General features: G+C 67.2%; 14 protein-coding genes. 11 read left to right on the top strand and 3 right to left on the bottom strand.

Annotated elements, in window-relative coordinates:
* Positions 1–92: 92 nt before the first annotated feature.
* Together BSZ14_RS02530 and wrbA are read left to right on the top strand one after the other, a co-directional pair.
* Positions 93–827: a pirin family protein gene (locus tag BSZ14_RS02530; protein ID WP_076709750.1), complete on the top strand. Its 735-nt coding sequence runs from the start codon at positions 93–95 to the stop codon at positions 825–827.
* A 29-nt stretch (positions 828–856) separates the two neighbouring features.
* Positions 857–1,459: an NAD(P)H:quinone oxidoreductase gene (gene wrbA / locus BSZ14_RS02525; RefSeq protein ID WP_042484900.1), complete on the top strand. Its 603-nt coding sequence runs from the start codon at positions 857–859 to the stop codon at positions 1,457–1,459.
* A 152-nt stretch (positions 1,460–1,611) separates the two neighbouring features.
* On the opposite strand, the gene BSZ14_RS02520 is transcribed toward wrbA, so the two are convergent.
* Entirely contained in the window at positions 1,612–2,385 is a 774-nt protein-coding gene (locus BSZ14_RS02520) for a M15 family metallopeptidase (RefSeq protein WP_076709660.1), read from the bottom strand.
* A gap of 49 nt (positions 2,386–2,434) precedes the next feature.
* Here BSZ14_RS02520 and BSZ14_RS02515 point away from each other — a divergent pair, with 49 nt between their 5' ends.
* Both BSZ14_RS02515 and arfB read left to right on the top strand, forming a co-directional pair.
* Complete coding sequence (locus BSZ14_RS02515; RefSeq protein WP_076709659.1) at positions 2,435–3,076, top strand: RluA family pseudouridine synthase; 642 nt, start codon at positions 2,435–2,437, stop codon at positions 3,074–3,076.
* A gap of 11 nt (positions 3,077–3,087) precedes the next feature.
* Complete coding sequence (arfB, locus tag BSZ14_RS02510) at positions 3,088–3,513, top strand: alternative ribosome rescue aminoacyl-tRNA hydrolase ArfB (RefSeq protein ID WP_076709658.1); 426 nt, start codon at positions 3,088–3,090, stop codon at positions 3,511–3,513.
* 188 nt (positions 3,514–3,701) lie between these two features.
* Here arfB and BSZ14_RS02505 read toward each other — a convergent pair whose 3' ends face one another.
* On the bottom strand, positions 3,702–4,079 hold the full coding sequence (locus BSZ14_RS02505) for a hypothetical protein (RefSeq protein ID WP_042484946.1): 378 nt from the start codon (positions 4,077–4,079) through the stop codon (positions 3,702–3,704).
* Between the two features lie 125 nt (positions 4,080–4,204).
* Here BSZ14_RS02505 and BSZ14_RS02500 point away from each other — a divergent pair, with 125 nt between their 5' ends.
* From BSZ14_RS02500 to BSZ14_RS02475, 6 genes are all read left to right on the top strand, one after another.
* Complete coding sequence (locus tag BSZ14_RS02500; protein ID WP_076709657.1) at positions 4,205–5,167, top strand: ArsR/SmtB family transcription factor; 963 nt, start codon at positions 4,205–4,207, stop codon at positions 5,165–5,167.
* Positions 5,164–6,105, top strand: a complete 942-nt coding sequence (metF, locus tag BSZ14_RS02495; protein WP_076709656.1) for a methylenetetrahydrofolate reductase — start codon at positions 5,164–5,166, stop codon at positions 6,103–6,105. Before BSZ14_RS02500 ends, metF begins: the two co-directional genes overlap by 4 nt.
* Positions 6,106–6,355: 250 nt before the next feature.
* On the top strand, positions 6,356–7,402 hold the full coding sequence (locus tag BSZ14_RS02490) for a homocysteine S-methyltransferase family protein (RefSeq protein WP_076709655.1): 1,047 nt from the start codon (positions 6,356–6,358) through the stop codon (positions 7,400–7,402).
* A gap of 128 nt (positions 7,403–7,530) precedes the next feature.
* Positions 7,531–10,128, top strand: coding sequence for a methionine synthase (gene metH, locus BSZ14_RS02485; RefSeq protein ID WP_076709654.1), 2,598 nt, complete (start codon positions 7,531–7,533; stop codon positions 10,126–10,128).
* Between the two features lie 411 nt (positions 10,129–10,539).
* Entirely contained in the window at positions 10,540–11,196 is a 657-nt protein-coding gene (gene gntA, locus BSZ14_RS02480) for a guanitoxin biosynthesis heme-dependent pre-guanitoxin N-hydroxylase GntA (RefSeq protein ID WP_241823610.1), read from the top strand.
* On the top strand, positions 11,193–11,789 hold the full coding sequence (locus BSZ14_RS02475; protein ID WP_076709652.1) for a DUF1989 domain-containing protein: 597 nt from the start codon (positions 11,193–11,195) through the stop codon (positions 11,787–11,789). Before gntA ends, BSZ14_RS02475 begins: the two co-directional genes overlap by 4 nt.
* Positions 11,790–11,924: 135 nt before the next feature.
* On the opposite strand, the gene BSZ14_RS02470 is transcribed toward BSZ14_RS02475, so the two are convergent.
* The gene (locus BSZ14_RS02470; RefSeq protein ID WP_076709651.1) at positions 11,925–13,619 is read right to left on the bottom strand and encodes an alkaline phosphatase family protein; all 1,695 of its coding nucleotides are present in this window, start codon (positions 13,617–13,619) and stop codon (positions 11,925–11,927) included.
* Positions 13,620–13,686: 67 nt separating this feature from the next.
* On the opposite strand from BSZ14_RS02470, the gene BSZ14_RS02465 reads away from it, so the two are divergent.
* Positions 13,687–15,708, top strand: coding sequence for a protein-disulfide reductase DsbD family protein (locus BSZ14_RS02465; protein ID WP_076709650.1), 2,022 nt, complete (start codon positions 13,687–13,689; stop codon positions 15,706–15,708).
* Positions 15,709–15,828: the final 120 nt, after the last annotated feature.

Genomic DNA, 15,828 nt, shown 5'->3' with positions numbered 1-15,828 from the left:
CTACAATGAACGTGGAAACGATCGGTTTCCAGCGTTTCCGTTTACGCGATCATAATCGGCCCTATCTTGTGGTCAACAAAGGGAGAAATTCCATGACTGCCATCACTGCCGACGCCGACATCGATCGGGGCATCGACCGCCGCAGCTTCGAAAGCCTGGGCCATGCCAATCATGGCTGGCTGGAGGCCCGGCACCATTTTTCGTTCGCCAATTACTATGACCCCGCCCGCATGGGCTGGGGCGCGATCCGGGTGTGGAATGACGATGTCATCGCCCCCAATGCGGGCTTTCCGCCGCATCCCCATGCCGACATGGAGATCATCACCTATGTCCGCACCGGCGCGATCACGCACCAGGACTCGATGGGCAATGTCGGCCGCACCGCGGCGGGCGATGTGCAGGTGATGAGCGCTGGCTCGGGCGTGCGCCATGCCGAATATAATCTTGAATCCGAGCCGACGACGCTGTTCCAGATCTGGATCGAGCCGCGCAGCCGGGGCGGCCAGCCCAGCTGGGGCGCCAAGCCGTTTCCCAAGGGCGAGCGTTCGGGCAAGTTCGTGACGCTGGCCAGCGGGTTCGACGAGGATGGCGATACGCTGCGCATCCGGGCCGACGCCCGTGTGCTGGGCGCGACGCTGCGCGCTGGCGAGAGTCTGGAGCACAATGTCGGCGAGGGGCGTCATGCCTATCTCGTCCCCGCCACCGGGCGGATCGAAATCGACGGTGTGCCGTTCGCGGCTCGGGACGGTGCGGCGCTTTCCGGTGGCCGGACCGTGACGATCACCGCGATCGAGGATGCCGAGATCGTTCTGGTCGATTCCGAATAAGTTCGTTTTTCTCGAAGGGAGTAACTGACATGGCCAAGGTTCTGGTCCTTTACTATTCGTCCTATGGTCACATCGAGAAGATGGCCGACGCCATCGCCGAGGGCGCACGCGCCGGTGGTGCCGAGGTGGACATCCGCCGCGTCGCCGAAACCGCACCGCCCGAGGTGGTCGCCGCCGCGCACTTCAAGACCGACACCGCGCACCCCGAGATCGAGGGTCCCGACGCGCTGATGAACTATGACGCGATCATCGTCGGCACCCCGACCCGCTATGGCCGCATGGCGAGCCAGATGGCGGCCTTCTGGGACACCACCGGCGGCGTGTGGATGAAGGGTGGCCTGGTCGGCAAGGTCGGCGGCGCCTTCACCTCGACCGCCAGCCAGCATGGCGGGCAGGAAACGACCCTGTTCTCGGTCCTGACCAACCTGATCCACCACGGCATGACCATCGTCGGGCTGGATTACGGCTTCCAGGGCCAGATGGGCGTCAAGGAAGTCCATGGCGGCACGCCCTATGGCGCGTCGACCCTGGCCGATGGCGACGGCAGCCGCCAGCCGAGCCAGGTCGACCTGGACGGCGCCCGCTACCAGGGCAAGCGTATCGCCGAGACGGCCGCCAAGCTGTTCGGGTGATCGGAAGGACGGGGGCGCCGGTCGGTGCCCCCGTTTTTTGTGGCGGGCGCCGGGCGTGGCCTTCGACTTCGCTCAGGCTGAACGGAGGTTGGAAATAGGGATCAACCCCCACAGCCGTTCAGCCTGAGCGAAGTCGAAGGCCAAGGGAAACCCTATCGCCGCCGCCCCTTCTTTTTTGCAGGCGCAGGCGCAGCCACAAACGGCACCGGCGGCTGGTTCGCCACCACGATCTTCAACGGATCGCGTATCCCCGGATCGGCCGGGAACTGTGCCCGCGCCTTGGCGAAGACCGCCCGCGCCTGCGCCGCACCTGGCTCTGCCAGACTGGTCCCGACCCAGCGCCAGTGCCACGGCTCCCACTTCACCCGCTGCCTGTTCCCCGCCGGAAAGCTCATCTCGAAGCCGAAGCGCCGCGCATTCGCGATCAGCCAGCGCGCCGCCGGAGACGCCGCCATGCACGCCTCGGCATCCGGGCAGCCATGCGCCGGGCGCACCGCGAAGTCGATCGCATAGCCGGTCGCATGTTCGCTATGCCCAGCAGGCGCGACCGAAATGGCGCGCTCGGCGGCGGAGACGCTGCGGTCGCGGCAGAAGACGTTGCGCTGGCGAGCGACCTCGCGGTGGCAGGACAGGCCGCGCAAAGTGCCGCCCACCGACGGATCGGCCTTCGCCGCATCGAGCAGCCGCTGCAGATCGCCCAGCATCGCCCGGTGGACCCGGCAATAGGGCTTCAGTCCGAATCCGGCGGGGGCGGGCACGATGTCCTGGGACGAGGCGTCGCCATAGGGGAAATGGCCCGCGACGCGGCCATCGGGGCCGGGCGGCGGCAGCGCACCGTCGCAGGACTGCGCCTGTACCGCCACGGGCAGCGTGGCGAACATCAGCAGCGCCAGAAAACGCAGGAAAGCAGCAGGAGCGGTCGGCATGACGCGCGCGCCTCTGGCATGTCGGCGCGCACGGTGGCAAGGGAGCGCGATGCACGGAGATCGCGTTCTTTTCATCGACGGCGAAGCGCTGGTAATCGACAAACCGGCGGGCTTGCCCGTGGATCGGCCCCGCAACGGGTCGATCAGCCTCGAAAACCATCTGGAATCGCTGAAGTTCGGCTTCAAGCGCTGGCCCCATGCGGTCCATCGGCTGGACCGCGACACCAGCGGCTGCCTGCTCCTGTCGCGCAATCCCAAGGCCCATGCCCGTTTCCAGCAGGCGTTCGAGGCGGGATTGGTGGAAAAGCGCTATCTGGCTGTGCTGAACGGCCTGGTCGAGGGGGAGGGCATGATCGACCTGCCGCTGGCCAAGGTATCGACGATGGAGGAAGGCTGGCGGATGGTCGCCGATCCGGCGGGCAAGTCCGCGCGGACCGGCTGGCGCGCGCTGCGTCATGAGGATGGCCGCACGCTGGTCGAGTTCCGGCCCGAGACCGGCCGGACGCACCAGATCCGCGTCCATGCCGCCACCGGCCTGGGGGCTCCGGTCGTCGGCGATCCGGTCTATGGCGCGGGCGAGCCGGGCGGCATGCTGCTCCACGCCGCCAACCTGACCGTGCCGCGCGGCGAGAAGGATCCGATCACCGCCGAGGCGCCGGTCCCGGAACGCTTCGGCATCTTCCAGAACTAGGCGGCCATGCGATGGCGCTGATCCCCGTCACCCGCGCCATCGCGATCGACGAGCGCGAGATCGCCGAAAGCTTCACCCGCGCCTCCGGGCCGGGCGGGCAGCATGTCAATACGACCGACAGCGCGGTGCTGCTGCGTTTCGACGTCGGCGGCTCGCCCAGCCTGCCCGAGGCGGTGAAGACGCGCCTCGCCGTGCTGGCGGGGCAGCGGCTGAGCAAGGACGGCATCCTTACCCTGCGCGCGGATGCCAGCCGATCGCAGGAGATGAACCGGCGCGAGGTGCGCGAGCGGCTGATCGAGCTGATCCGCGAGGCCACCATCGTGCCGAAGAAGCGGCGGCCGACCAAGCCGACACGCGCGTCGCAGACCCGGCGGGTGGATGCCAAGAAGGGGCGCGCCCAGGTCAAGGCGGGGCGGGGGAAGGTTCGGTTCGACTAGGTTTGGCGGCGGGCGTTGGGGCGTGGCCTTCGACTTCGCTCAGGCTGAACGGACGTTGGAATGAGTGTCCAAACCCCTCACGCCGTTCAGCCTGGGCGAAGTCGAAGGCCGCGCGAAACCCTCACCAAACAAAAAACGGGCCGACGATCCCTCGCCGACCCGCTTCCCTGATCCGAAAGGATAAGCCCTTAGCGGCGAACATCCTCGCCCGCACGGACCAGCGCGTTGCCGGTCGCCTCGCGAGCCTTGGCCGTGCCATTCTCGATCTTGTCGCCCGCGCGGTCCAGGCTGCGGTCGAGATTGTCGCCTGCGCGATCGGCCTGCACGGCGGCGCGGTCCCCGGCGCGGTCGAGCTTGTCGCCCGCCTTGTCCATCGCGTTCTCGGCCGAGTTCAGCGCCTTGGCAGTCGCGGCCTCGACATCGTCGGAGGCGTTCTGCGTGGTCGCCTTCACGTCCGAACCGATCGCGTCGGCGGCCTCCTTGGTCTGCTGCTGGCTGTTCTGGCTGCATGCGGCCAGCGAGATCGCGGCGGCGCCGGTCAGGGCGAGGATAAGGGCCTTCTTCATGGCAAACACTCCCGTTTCGAACATATGATCGGCGTGCCAACGCAGACGAACCGTTTCGGGTCCGAGCCGGTCTTCATGAATTCCCTCCGTTGACCGCATATAAAGATATCTTTATATCGTGATCCATGGCCAATGCGCTCGAAATCTTTCGCGCCCTCAGCGATCCGACGCGGCTGCGCATCCTGGCGCTGCTCCGCTCGATGGAGCTTTCGGTCGGCGAACTGGCGCAGGTGCTGGGCCAGAGTCAGCCGCGGGTCAGCCGCCATGTGAAGATCCTGGTCGACGCCGAACTGGCCGAGCGGCGCAAGGAAGGCAGTTGGGTCTTCGTCGCGCTGGGCGACCGCGAGGCGGTGGAGCCGGTGACGGCGGCGCTCGACCGCTGGACGGCGGAGACGCTCGACCCCTGGGTGGTGGCCGATGTTGCGCGGCTGGCGGCGGTGCGCGCCGACCGGGCAGCGAGCGCGGCGGCCTGGTTCGAGGATCATGCGGGCGAGTGGGATGCGATCCGCTCTCTCCATGTCGCGGACAGCGAGATTGAGGAGGCGATGGCCGGGCTGATCGGCGAGGGCGATCTGGGCGCGCTGATCGATATCGGCACCGGCACCGGGCGGATGCTGGAGCTGTTCGGCGACCGGGCGGACAGCGCGCTGGGCATCGACCGTTCCTCGGAGATGCTGCGGCTGGCCCGCGCCAAGCTGCATGGGCGCGCCAATACCGAGTTGCGGCAGGCGGACCTTTATGCGCTGCCCATGGGCGACGGCGCGGCGGATATCGCGATCCTGCACCATGTCCTGCACTTCGCGCAGCAGCCGGGTGCTGCGATCGCCGAGGCGGCGCGGGTGCTGGGGCCGGGCGGGCGCTTGCTGATCGCCGATTTCGCGCCGCATGATCGCGAGGAATTGCGGCAAAAGGCGGCGCATAGTCGCCTGGGCTTTGCCGACGAACAAATGGCCAGCTGGTTCGGCCCCGCCGGGCTGACGCTGGCGGAGACGAAAACGCTGGAGGGCGGCGAACTGACCGTCAAGCTCTGGCTGGGTGTGAAGAAGGGGCTTCGGCCCGTCGAGACGAATAGGGTGAGGGCGGCATGACGAACACGATCCTGACGCGGGCCGAGGCCGCGCTGGCGCATGAGGAACCGCTGTTCGCCGATGTCGGCGGCGATATCGCGGTCAGCTTCGAATTCTTCCCGCCCAAGACGGAGAAGATGGACACGCAGCTGTGGGATGCGATCCGCACGCTGGAGCCGCTGGACCCGCGCTTCGTCTCGGTGACGTACGGCGCGGGCGGCTCGACCCGTGAGCGCACCCATGCGACGGTTGCGCGTATCCAGCGTGAGACGACGATGGACGCCGCCGCGCACCTGACCTGTGTCGAGGCGACCCGTGAGGAGATCGACCAGGTCGCCCATGAATATTGGGCGGCGGGCGTGCGGCATATCGTCGCGCTGCGTGGTGATCCTCCCGCCGAGGGCGCGCGCTTCGTCAGCCATCCGGGCGGTTATGAGAATGCCGCCGATCTGGTGGCGGGTCTCAAGAAGCTGCATCCGTTCGAGATTTCGGTCGCGGCCTATCCCGAATGCCACCCGGATTCGACGGATCAGGCGTCGGATATCGACAATCTGAAGCGCAAGATCGACGCCGGGGCCAACCGCGCGATCACGCAGTTCTTCTTCTCGCCGGAAGCCTATTTCCGTTTCCGCGACGCGGCGGCGGCGGCGGGGATCACCGCCGAGATCGTGCCGGGCATCCTGCCGGTGTCGAACGTCGCGCAGACCCGCAAGTTCGCCGCCATGTGCGGCGCGCGCATCCCCGACTGGATGGACCGCCTGTTCGAGGGGCTGGACGACCATCCCGGCGCGCGCCAGCTCGTCGCCGCGACGATCGCCGCCGAGATGTGCCGTCGGCTCTATGCGGGCGGGGTGAAGGGGTTTCACTTCTATACCCTCAACCGCGCCGAGCTGGCGTACGCGATCAGCCATTTGCTGGGCGTGCGGGGGAAGAAGGCCGAGGCGGTCGTGGCGGCGTGATCTTAACGCTTCGGGGGTAGGGCCGGTTCGGCAAGCTGTGTCGCTTGCGGCTTTCCCTCCCCCGGCCCCTCCCGCCTGCGGGAGGGGAGAGATGAAATGGAGGGTCGGGGTTGGCGACAGCGCATGACCGACGACCCAGGCACGCCCCTCCCGCAGGCGGGAGGGGATGGGGGAGGGCAGGGCCACAGGCAAATCGTCTGAGGCTCTCTACCCTAACGGAACAACCGCTCGCCCGAGCAGGAGCAAGACGATGACGACCCGCGACACCTTCCTGGCCGAAGCCGCCAAGCGCATTCTCATCACCGACGGCGCGTTCGGCACCGAGATCCAGAACTGGAAGCTGGACGAGGCGGCTTATGCGGGGACGCTGGGCCTGACCCATGACCAGAAGGGCAATAACGACATCCTCGCGCTGACCAAGCCCGAGGTGCCCGAGTCCATCCACCGCGCCTATTTCGAGGCGGGGGCGGACATCGCCGAGACCAACACCTTCTCCGCCAACCGGATCAGCCAGGCCGATTACGGTGCCGAACATCTGGTGCGCGAGATCAATGTCGAGAGCGCGAAGCTCGCCCGTCGCCTGGCCGACGAGTACCAGGCCAAGGATGGCCGCCCCCGCTTTGTCGCGGGCGCACTCGGGCCGACCAACAAGACGCTGTCGCTGTCGCCGGACGTGAACGATCCCGGCTATCGCGAGATCGATTTCGATTTCCTCAAGGATGTGTACCGCGAACAGATCGACGCCTTGGTCGAGGGTGGCGCGGACTTCATCCTGATCGAGACGGTGTTCGATACGCTCAACGCCAAGGCCGGGATCATGGCCACGATCGAGGCGGGCGAGGCGCTGGGCCGTGAAATCCCGATCATGCTGTCGATGACGCTGACCGACCTGTCGGGCCGCAACCTGTCGGGCCATACGGTCGAGGCCTTCTGGCACGCGGTGCGCCATGCCCGGCCGCTGACCATCGGGCTGAACTGCTCGTTCGGCGCGGAGCAGCTGCGCCCGCATGTGAAGACGTTGAGCGAAATCTGCGACACGCTCATCATGATCTACCCCAATGCCGGGCTGCCCAACGAGCTGGGCGCCTATGACGAGGCGCCGGTGACCACCGCCGGGCTGGTCGGCGAATGGGCGGTCGAGGGGCAGGTCAATGTGCTGGGCGGCTGCTGCGGCTCGACGCCTGCGCATATCAAGGCGATCGCCGACAAGGTGAAGGGCATGAAACCCCGCGCCATCCCGACCCCGCCGGTCGTCACCCGCCTGGCCGGGCTGGAGCCGTTCACGATGGCGGCGTGACCCGTAAAGCCCCTCCCCTTCAGGGGAGGGGTTGGGGGTGGGGCGTGGCCTTCATCCCGGACCTTTGACTGCCTGGACAGGCCCCACCCCAACCCCTCCCCTGAAGGGGAGGGGCTAGGAACAAGACGATGACCACCAACACCTCCACCAATTTCGTCAATGTCGGCGAGCGGACCAATGTCACCGGATCGGCGGCGTTCAAGAAGATGATCCTGGCGGGCGACTACACCCGCGCGGTGGAGGTGGCGCGCAGCCAGGTCGAGAATGGCGCGCAGGTGGTCGACGTCAATATGGACGAAGGGCTGCTCGACGCCGAATACGCCATGACCACCTTCCTCAAGCTGATCGCCGCCGAGCCGGACATCGCGCGCGTGCCGATCATGATCGACAGCTCGAAATGGAGCGTGATCGAGGCGGGGCTGAAGTGCGTGTCGGGCAAGCCGATCGTCAACTCGATCAGCATGAAGGAAGGCGAGGAGGCGTTCCTTCACTATGCCCGCCGCTGCATGGCTTACGGCGCGGCGGTGGTCGTCATGGCGTTCGACGAAGTGGGCCAGGCCGATACCAAGGACCGCAAGGTCGAGATCTGTGCGCGCGCCTATGATCTGCTCATGTCCATCGGCTTCCCGCCCGAGGATATCATCTTCGACCCCAATGTCTTCGCGGTCGCCACCGGCATCGAAGAGCATAACAATTACGGCGTCGACTTCATCGAGGCGTGTCGCGAAATCAAGGCGCGCTGCCCGCACGTCCATATCTCGGGCGGCCTGTCGAACCTGTCGTTCAGCTTTCGCGGCAACGAGCCGGTGCGCCGCGCGATGCACTCGGTGTTCCTCTACCACGCCATCCCGGCGGGCATGGACATGGCGATCGTCAATGCGGGGCAACTCGACGTGTACGACACGATCGACCCCGAACTGCGCCAGGCCTGCGAGGATGTCGTCCTCAACCGTGACCCGGAAGCGGGTGAGCGGCTGGTGGCGCTGGCCGAGCGCTATCGCGGCACCGATGCGGTCGCCGAGAAGCAGGCCGCCGAATGGCGCAGCCTGCCCGTCACCAAGCGGCTGGAATATGCGCTGGTCAAGGGCATCGACGCGCATGTCGTCGACGATACCGAGGAATGCCGCCAGCAATTCGCCCGTCCCATCGAGGTGATCGAAGGCCCGCTGATGGACGGTATGAACGTCGTCGGCGACCTGTTCGGATCGGGCAAGATGTTCCTGCCGCAGGTGGTGAAGTCCGCCCGCGTCATGAAGAAGGCGGTCGCGCACCTGCTACCCTTCATCGAGGCGGCGAAGGAGCCGGGCGCGAAGGGCAAGGGCAAGATCGTCTTGGCGACCGTGAAGGGCGACGTCCACGATATCGGTAAGAACATCGTCGGCGTCGTGCTCCAGTGCAACGGCTTCGAGGTGGTCGATCTGGGCGTCATGGTCCCCTGGGCGAAGATCATCGCTTCGGCGGTCGAGCATGATGCCGACATGATCGGCCTGTCGGGCCTCATCACCCCGTCGCTCGACGAAATGGTGACGGTGGGCGAGGAGATGCAGCGGGCGGGCATGACCATGCCGCTGCTGATCGGCGGCGCGACCACCTCCAAGGTCCACACCGCACTGCGCATCGCGCCCGCCTATGAGGGGCCGGTGGTCCATGTCCTCGACGCCAGCCGCGCGGTCGGCGTGGCGACGACGCTCGTGTCCGATACCCAGCGCGATCCCTATGTGGCGCAGGTGGCGGCCGATTACGAAGCTGTCCGCAAGGCGCGCGAGGGCAAGGGTTCCAATGCGCTCCTGCCGCTGGAGGAAGCACGGGCACGCGGCTTCGTCGCGGACATGGCGCTGAAGGCGGGCGATCCGAAGCAGCCGGGCGTGCATGTCTATCAGGACTGGGACCTGTCCGACCTGCGCGACTATATCGACTGGACGCCCTTTTTCCGCGCGTGGGAGCTGGCGGGCAATTTCCCGGCGATCCTGACCGATGAGGTCGTGGGCGAGAGCGCCAGCGGGCTGTACGCCGATGCGCAGGCCATGCTCGACACGATCATCGCCGAAAAGTGGCTGACCGCACGCGGTGTCGCCGCGCTATGGCCCTGCCGCCGCGATGGCGACGACGTGATCCTGACCGCCAAGGGCGAGGAAACCCGCATCCCCTTCCTGCGCCAGCAGATCGCCAAGCGCGAAGGCCGCGCGAACATGTGTCTGGCCGATTTCGTTGATCCCACAGGCGACTGGATCGGCGGCTTCGCGGTCGGCATCCACGGCATCGATGCGCATATCGAGCGGTTTCGGGCCGGGCATGACGATTACAACGATATCCTGCTGAAAGCCTTGGCCGACCGTCTGGCCGAAGCCTTTGCCGAACGCCTGCACGCGCATGTCCGCACCGACCTGTGGGGCTATGCGGCAGGTGAGCAGCTGACCAACGAAGCGCTGATCCGCGAGCAATATCGCGGCATCCGCCCGGCACCGGGCTATCCCGCATGCCCCGAGCACAGCATCAAGCGCACGCTGTTCGACCTGCTGGGCGCGGAACAGGCGGTCGGGCTGGAACTGACCGACAGCTTCGCGATGCTGCCGACGGCGGCGGTCAGCGGCTTCTATTTCGGGCACGCCCAGGCGGAATATTTCGGCGTGGCGCGGATCGGTGAGGATCAGGTGGCGGACTATGCCACCCGGCGCGGCATCGATGTGGCGCAGGCCACTCGCTGGCTGCGCCCCAATCTGGATTGATCATCTCGAATCCGATTGGGCTTGGGTTCCAGGGAAATCGGCATTTCATCAGCGGCCCGATCCCCCGGCGGCGTTGCGAGTCCAGGCATCGCCGCCGCGCTTGATCGCCCGGACCTTGTCGCCGCGCGGACGAGGGGGGATGACGATGCATCGGCAGCCGGTCCGTCGGTTATGCCGACCCGCCCCGCATCCCGGCTCGGTGGTGCGCATCGTTATTGGCAAGCGCCGGGCAACCTCGATCAACCATGGCGTTGATCCTTATCAAGATTGCTGAAAAATGATCTGCAATCTATTGTGATTGCGATATCTTTTGGAACGTACCGTTTCGCCGCGGCGTTGGGTTGTTCCATGTCAGATATGATCAGCAGTCTCTTCCCCGCTCAAGACCCCAGTGAGCCGGAATCCGCCGCGATGCTCCGCGCTCATATTGCGGAGGCCGATTTCCCGTGCGTCGGCGCGAAGGCCGCGATGGCGCGTGGGACCCTGGAAATCCTGGGTGCGCGCGATATCGCCAGTGCCTGGGACGACCTGCGCATCCATGATGGCCTGCGCCGTTTCGCCGAGCGCTACCGCGCCGAGCCGCAGCTTTTCCGCAGCCTTGCGGTGGTGTTCGCCGGGCCGGATACGCTCGACGAAGCTGCATTCGAGCAATGGGTCTGGTCGCGCATCCAGTCGCTATCGGACAAGGATGTCTGGCTGGGCCAGGATTGGGACAGGCGCGTCAGCACCGATCCCGACGACCCGCATTTCTCGCTCTCCTTTGGCGGCGAAGCGTTTTTCGTCGTGGGGCTGCACCCGAATGCCAGCCGCCCGGCGCGTCGCTTCCCGCGCCCTGCGATGATCTTCAACCTGCACGACCAGTTCGAGATCCTGCGCGCACAGGGGAAATACGAGACGATGCGCGAGAAGATCCTGATGCGCGACGAGGCGCTGGCCGGTTCGCGCAATCCGATGCTCACCCGCCATGGCGAATTGAGCGAGGCACGCCAGTATAGCGGCCGCGTGGTCGAGGAGGGCTGGCGCTGCCCCTTCCATTATGCAGGCGATACGCGCGAGGCCAAGCCATGAGCGGCCAAACGGTGGAAATCCCCCCGCGCAGCGGCGACGCGTTCCGCATGGCCAAGGGCGACAGCCTGATCGTCATCGATCCGCGCGGGCGGCAAGTGGCCGACCTGCTCGCCTTCAACGCCGACGATCTGGACGAGGTGATCTCGTCGGGGCGTACGCTCGACTATGCCGAGACGATCCGGCTGACGACCGGGCACAAGCTCTATTCCAATCGCTCGCGGGTGATGCTGGAGATCGTCGAGGACAGGGTGGGGATGCATGACTTCCTGCTGACGCCGTGCTCGGTCGATACTTTCGACCATTTCTATCCCGATCTGCCGCGCCATCGGGGGTGCTTCGGCAATCTGGCGGCGGCGCTGGAGCCTTATGGCGTAGTGCCCGACCGGATTCCGGTGGCGTTCAACTGTTTCATGAACGTGCCGATCGATGGCACGACCGGCAAGCTGGAGGTGCTGCCCCCGCTGAGCAAGCCGGGCGACCATATCCGCTTCGTGGCGCATATGGATCTGGTGATCGGCCTGACCGCCTGTTCGGCGCCAGCGTCCAATGGGGGCAGTTTCAAGCCGATCGAGTACCGGGTGGAGCGGGCCTGACATCCTCCCCGGCACGGGGAGGGGGACCGCCGCGAAGCGGTGGTGGAGGGGGATCGCCGCACGGGGTGTCCTTTGCCGATGCCCCCCTCCGTCAGGCCTTCGGCCTGCCACCTCCCCGTACCGGGAAGGACCAGGTCACCGCTTGCACGTATCCGCCGCGCCGGGATCGAGGTCCAGGCAGCGCCCGTCCACACCCGGGATCGGCAACCCGATCGTCGCGGCCAGCGTCGGGGCGATGTCGACCGTCTCGACCGACAGCGGCTGTTCGAACCCGGCCATGCCCTTGCGCCAGAACAGGATGGGCACCCGCCGGTCATAGTCCCAGGGCGAGCCGTGCGTTTCGACATAGCCGGGGGCCGGCTCCTCGATGGTCGTCACACGAGGCTTGAGGAGGATCAGCAGGTCGCCCGAGCGGGTCGGATCATAGGAGGAGCGCGCCTTTTCCTTCAGCGTCCAGGTCTCCGGCGGGGTCGTCGGCCAAGGCGTCGCTGCGATCTCGTCGCGGGTCAGCGCGGCGGCGACCTGCGGCAGTGCTTCGTAGCGGCGCTTGGCCTCGGCCAACACCTTCGCGCGGGTCGCGGCGGGCAATGCCGAATTGACATAGATGTCGCCCTCCGCGCTCATCAGGAGCGGCGGATCGTTGGGCAGGCCCATCGCCTTGGCGATCGCGGCCGACATTGCCTTGGTCTTGGCCTCGGGCGCGACATGGCTTTCCATCGGCATGGCGCGGATCTGCTGGCGTTCGGTCATGTCGTGTGCGCCGTGATCGGCGGTCAGCATCACCTCATAATCCACGCCCGTCGCGTCGAGCACATCGAAGAAGCCCGCCAGCGAACGGTCCAGCTCGGACATCTGGATGCACATCTCGGCGCCCTGGGTGCCCAGCGCATGGCCGATATAGTCGGTCGCCGACAGCCCGACCGACAGGATGTCGGTCTGCGGTCCCTGGCCCAGCTTCATGTCCTGCACGAAGCCCGCGGCCATCGCCAGCACCGCCGCATCGGCGGCGGGCGAGACGCGGAACGCCTTCAGGTCCCCCGCCATGCGCTGGAACCGGCCGGTGCCCAGCGTCTGGCTGCCGACGGTGATCGGCCGGTCGAGCGGCTTGCAGAAACCGGGCAGCGGCAGCGGCTCCTGCGGGCGGGCGACCAGATCGGCCACCGCCTTGCGGGTACGTTCGACCACCGGTGGCACGGCGCGTCCGGCATAGGAGACATAGGTCTTGCCGTCCCACCACCAGATCTCGTCCATCTTGTGGCCGCCCATCATCACGGCGGCACGGTCTTTCCCTGCGACCGAGACGGTGCGGACGCGGGGATCGGCGGTCTTCATCCGCTCGCCCAGCGTCGGGACCTTCAGATGCTTGTCCGACACGACGTAATTGTTGTGGTTCATGCCCGTGACGCTTTCGTCCTCCGAGCAATAAACGATCTTGTCGGGGCGGTTCACCGACTGGTCGACCCAGTTATTGGCGATGATCCCGGTATGGGCGGGGCGATAGCCGGTCAGGATGGTCGAGTGGCCGGGGCACGTCTCGGTCGCGGCATGACTCTGATAACCCGAGGGGAAGACCGCGCCGGTCAGCAGGCGGGCCATGCCGCCGGTGAAGTGGTTGCGATATTGCTGGAACAGGTCGGCCGAGAATTGGTCGACCGAGATCGCGACGATCAGCTTGGGCGGCGTCGTGGGAAAGGGCGGCTGCGGCGTCCCCGGCAGCGTGACGACGGGGGCGGGCGCGGAATAGCCCGGCACGGGGCTGGCATTCTGGGCGGTCGCGGGGGCGGCGAGAAGCGCGGCGGAGGCCAGGAGCGCGGCAGTCAGGGAGTTCATGGGCAACCTTGATGCAAAGCGGGAACAGGGGCGCTATGGAACGCGAAAGCGGGTGAGGGCAAGGTCGATGCGCGGTTGGTTTTACATCCTGATGACGGCTCTGTTCATGCTGGTGGCGGCAGGCCCCGGCATGGCGGAGAGCGCGCCCGCGCCGGGGGCCATCCATCTGGCGATGGGCCTGGTCGCCGAAAGCGAAACGCCGGCAGCGGGCAGCCATACGACCCTGGCTATCGTCGCGACGCCTGAAAAGGGCTGGCATGGCTATTGGAAGAATGGCGGCGATGCGGGCCTCCCGACCGAGGCGCATTGGACGCTGCCCAAGGGCGTGAGCGCGGGCGAGCTGCGCTATCCGGTGCCGGGGCGGCTGAAGATCGCCGGGCTGATGAACTATGTCTATGAGCGGCCCTTCACGCTGCTCGTCGACCTTTCGGTGCCTGCGGGGCTCGCCAAGGGGACCCCGCTGCCGGTCACGGTGAAGCTCGACTATCTGGTCTGCACCGACACGATCTGCGTGCCCGAGAGCCAGACTCTGTCGACGACGATGACGGTCGGTGACGGCGCGATCGATCCGGCCCGGCGCGCCGAGTTCGACCGGTGGCGCGCCGCCTTGCCCAAGCCCCTTGGGGGCGACGGGGTGATCGAGACGCAAGGCAAGCAGGTGCGGATCGCGGTGCCGCTGCCCGCGTCGGTCGCGGTCAAGGACGCCTATTTCTACCCCGAGCGCAGCGGCATCATCGACCATGCCGCGCCGCAAGCGATGACGCGGAGCGGCGACCAGCTGATCCTCGCCATGCCCGCCGCCGCCGTGCCGACACCGGGGCCGGTGTCGGGCGTGTTGTCGATCGGCGAGGGGCAGGGACTGTCCTTCGCCGCCAAGCCGGGGGCGATCGCCGGGGCGAGCGCGACTTCGGACCATGGCTTCGGCGCGATCGCGCTGGCCTTTCTGGGCGCGGTGCTGGGCGGGTTGCTGCTCAACATCATGCCCTGCGTCTTCCCGATCCTGAGCCTCAAGGCGCTGAGCCTGGCCAAGGGTGGCGGCGATGAACGCCATGCCCGGACCGAGGCGCTGGCCTATACGGCGGGCGTCGTGCTGGTGTGCGTCGGGCTGGGCGTCGTGCTGTTGGCGTTGCGGGCGGGCGGGCAGAGCGCGGGCTGGGCGTTCCAGCTTCAGGACCCGCGCGTGATCGGCATCCTGCTGCTGCTGGTCGCGGGTATTGCGTTCAATCTGGCCGGGCTGTTCGAGCTGCCGACGCCCGCCTTTGCCGGGCGCTCGGGCGCGATGGGGTCGTTCGCGACCGGCGCGCTGGCGGCGTTCGTTGCCACGCCCTGTTCGGGACCGTTCATGGCGGGAGCGCTGGGCGCCGCGCTGGTCCTGCCCGCTGCCGCCGCGCTGGCGGTGTTCGCTGGGCTGGGGATCGGCATCGCGTTGCCCTTCATCGCGATCGGTTTCGTTCCCGCGCTGCGGCGGCGGCTGCCCAAGCCGGGCATGTGGATGGTGCGGCTTCGTCATATCCTGTCGGTGCCGATGTTCCTGACCGCGCTCGCGCTGGCCTGGATATTGGGGCAGGAGGCTGGCGTGACCGGCATGACGCTGGGCCTCGCCGCCGCGCTGATCGCGTCGCTGGGTTTCTGGTGGACGGGCCTGCGCCAGCATGGCGGCAAGGGGCGGGCGGGCTGGCCCGCTGTCGTGGCGCTGGTGCTGGCGGTCGGGATCGTGGTGACGGTCAAGCCCGCCGCCGCAGTGGCCAAGGCGACCGCCGACACCGCCTTTACCGAGGCGAAGCTGGAAGACCTGCGGAAAGCGAACCGTCCGGTCTTCGCCTATTTCACCGCCGACTGGTGCCTGAGCTGCAAGGTCAACGAGGCGGCCGCCATCGAGCGGTCGTCGGTGCGCGAAGCGTTTGCGCGCAACAAGGTGGCGGTGCTGGTCGGCGACTGGACGGACGGCGATCCGGTATTGGGACGCTTTATCGAGCGGCATAACCGGGCGGGGGTGCCGCTGTACCTCTATTATGCACCGGGCGCGAAGGCGCCGCAGGTCCTGCCGCAGGTGCTGACCCCGTCGATGCTGGAGAAGCTGGGGGCGTAAGATCCTCCCCGGCACGGGGAGGGGGACCAGCCGCAGGCTGGTGGAGGGGGCTCTCCACGAAACGAGGCCTTGGCGGCGATCCCCCTCCACCCCCGCTTCGCGGCGGTCCCCCTCCCCGTG

The sequence above is a fragment of the Sphingomonas sp. Sph1(2015) genome (genome assembly GCF_001970915.1).
In the GTDB taxonomy this organism is placed as follows: domain Bacteria; phylum Pseudomonadota; class Alphaproteobacteria; order Sphingomonadales; family Sphingomonadaceae; genus Sphingomonas; species Sphingomonas parapaucimobilis.
This window is presented reverse-complemented; position numbering and strand designations above follow the sequence as displayed.

Bases quoted from the DNA above. Each gene is read 5' to 3' on its own strand.
- gntA (WP_241823610.1), top strand. From the start codon at position 10,540: ATGCTCCGCGCTCATATTGCGGAGGCCGATTTCCCGTGCGTCGGCGCG.
- BSZ14_RS02520 (WP_076709660.1), bottom strand. From the start codon at position 2,385: ATGCCGACCGCTCCTGCTGCTTTCCTGCGTTTTCTGGCGCTGCTGATG.
- BSZ14_RS02490 (WP_076709655.1), top strand. From the start codon at position 6,356: ATGACGACCCGCGACACCTTCCTGGCCGAAGCCGCCAAGCGCATTCTC.
- BSZ14_RS02470 (WP_076709651.1), bottom strand. From the start codon at position 13,619: ATGAACTCCCTGACTGCCGCGCTCCTGGCCTCCGCCGCGCTTCTCGCC.
- metF (WP_076709656.1), top strand. From the start codon at position 5,164: ATGACGAACACGATCCTGACGCGGGCCGAGGCCGCGCTGGCGCATGAG.
- arfB (WP_076709658.1), top strand. From the start codon at position 3,088: ATGGCGCTGATCCCCGTCACCCGCGCCATCGCGATCGACGAGCGCGAG.
- BSZ14_RS02530 (WP_076709750.1), top strand. From the start codon at position 93: ATGACTGCCATCACTGCCGACGCCGACATCGATCGGGGCATCGACCGC.
- BSZ14_RS02465 (WP_076709650.1), top strand. From the start codon at position 13,687: ATGCGCGGTTGGTTTTACATCCTGATGACGGCTCTGTTCATGCTGGTG.
- wrbA (WP_042484900.1), top strand. From the start codon at position 857: ATGGCCAAGGTTCTGGTCCTTTACTATTCGTCCTATGGTCACATCGAG.
- BSZ14_RS02500 (WP_076709657.1), top strand. From the start codon at position 4,205: ATGGCCAATGCGCTCGAAATCTTTCGCGCCCTCAGCGATCCGACGCGG.
- metH (WP_076709654.1), top strand. From the start codon at position 7,531: ATGACCACCAACACCTCCACCAATTTCGTCAATGTCGGCGAGCGGACC.
- BSZ14_RS02515 (WP_076709659.1), top strand. From the start codon at position 2,435: ATGCACGGAGATCGCGTTCTTTTCATCGACGGCGAAGCGCTGGTAATC.
- BSZ14_RS02505 (WP_042484946.1), bottom strand. From the start codon at position 4,079: ATGAAGAAGGCCCTTATCCTCGCCCTGACCGGCGCCGCCGCGATCTCG.
- BSZ14_RS02475 (WP_076709652.1), top strand. From the start codon at position 11,193: ATGAGCGGCCAAACGGTGGAAATCCCCCCGCGCAGCGGCGACGCGTTC.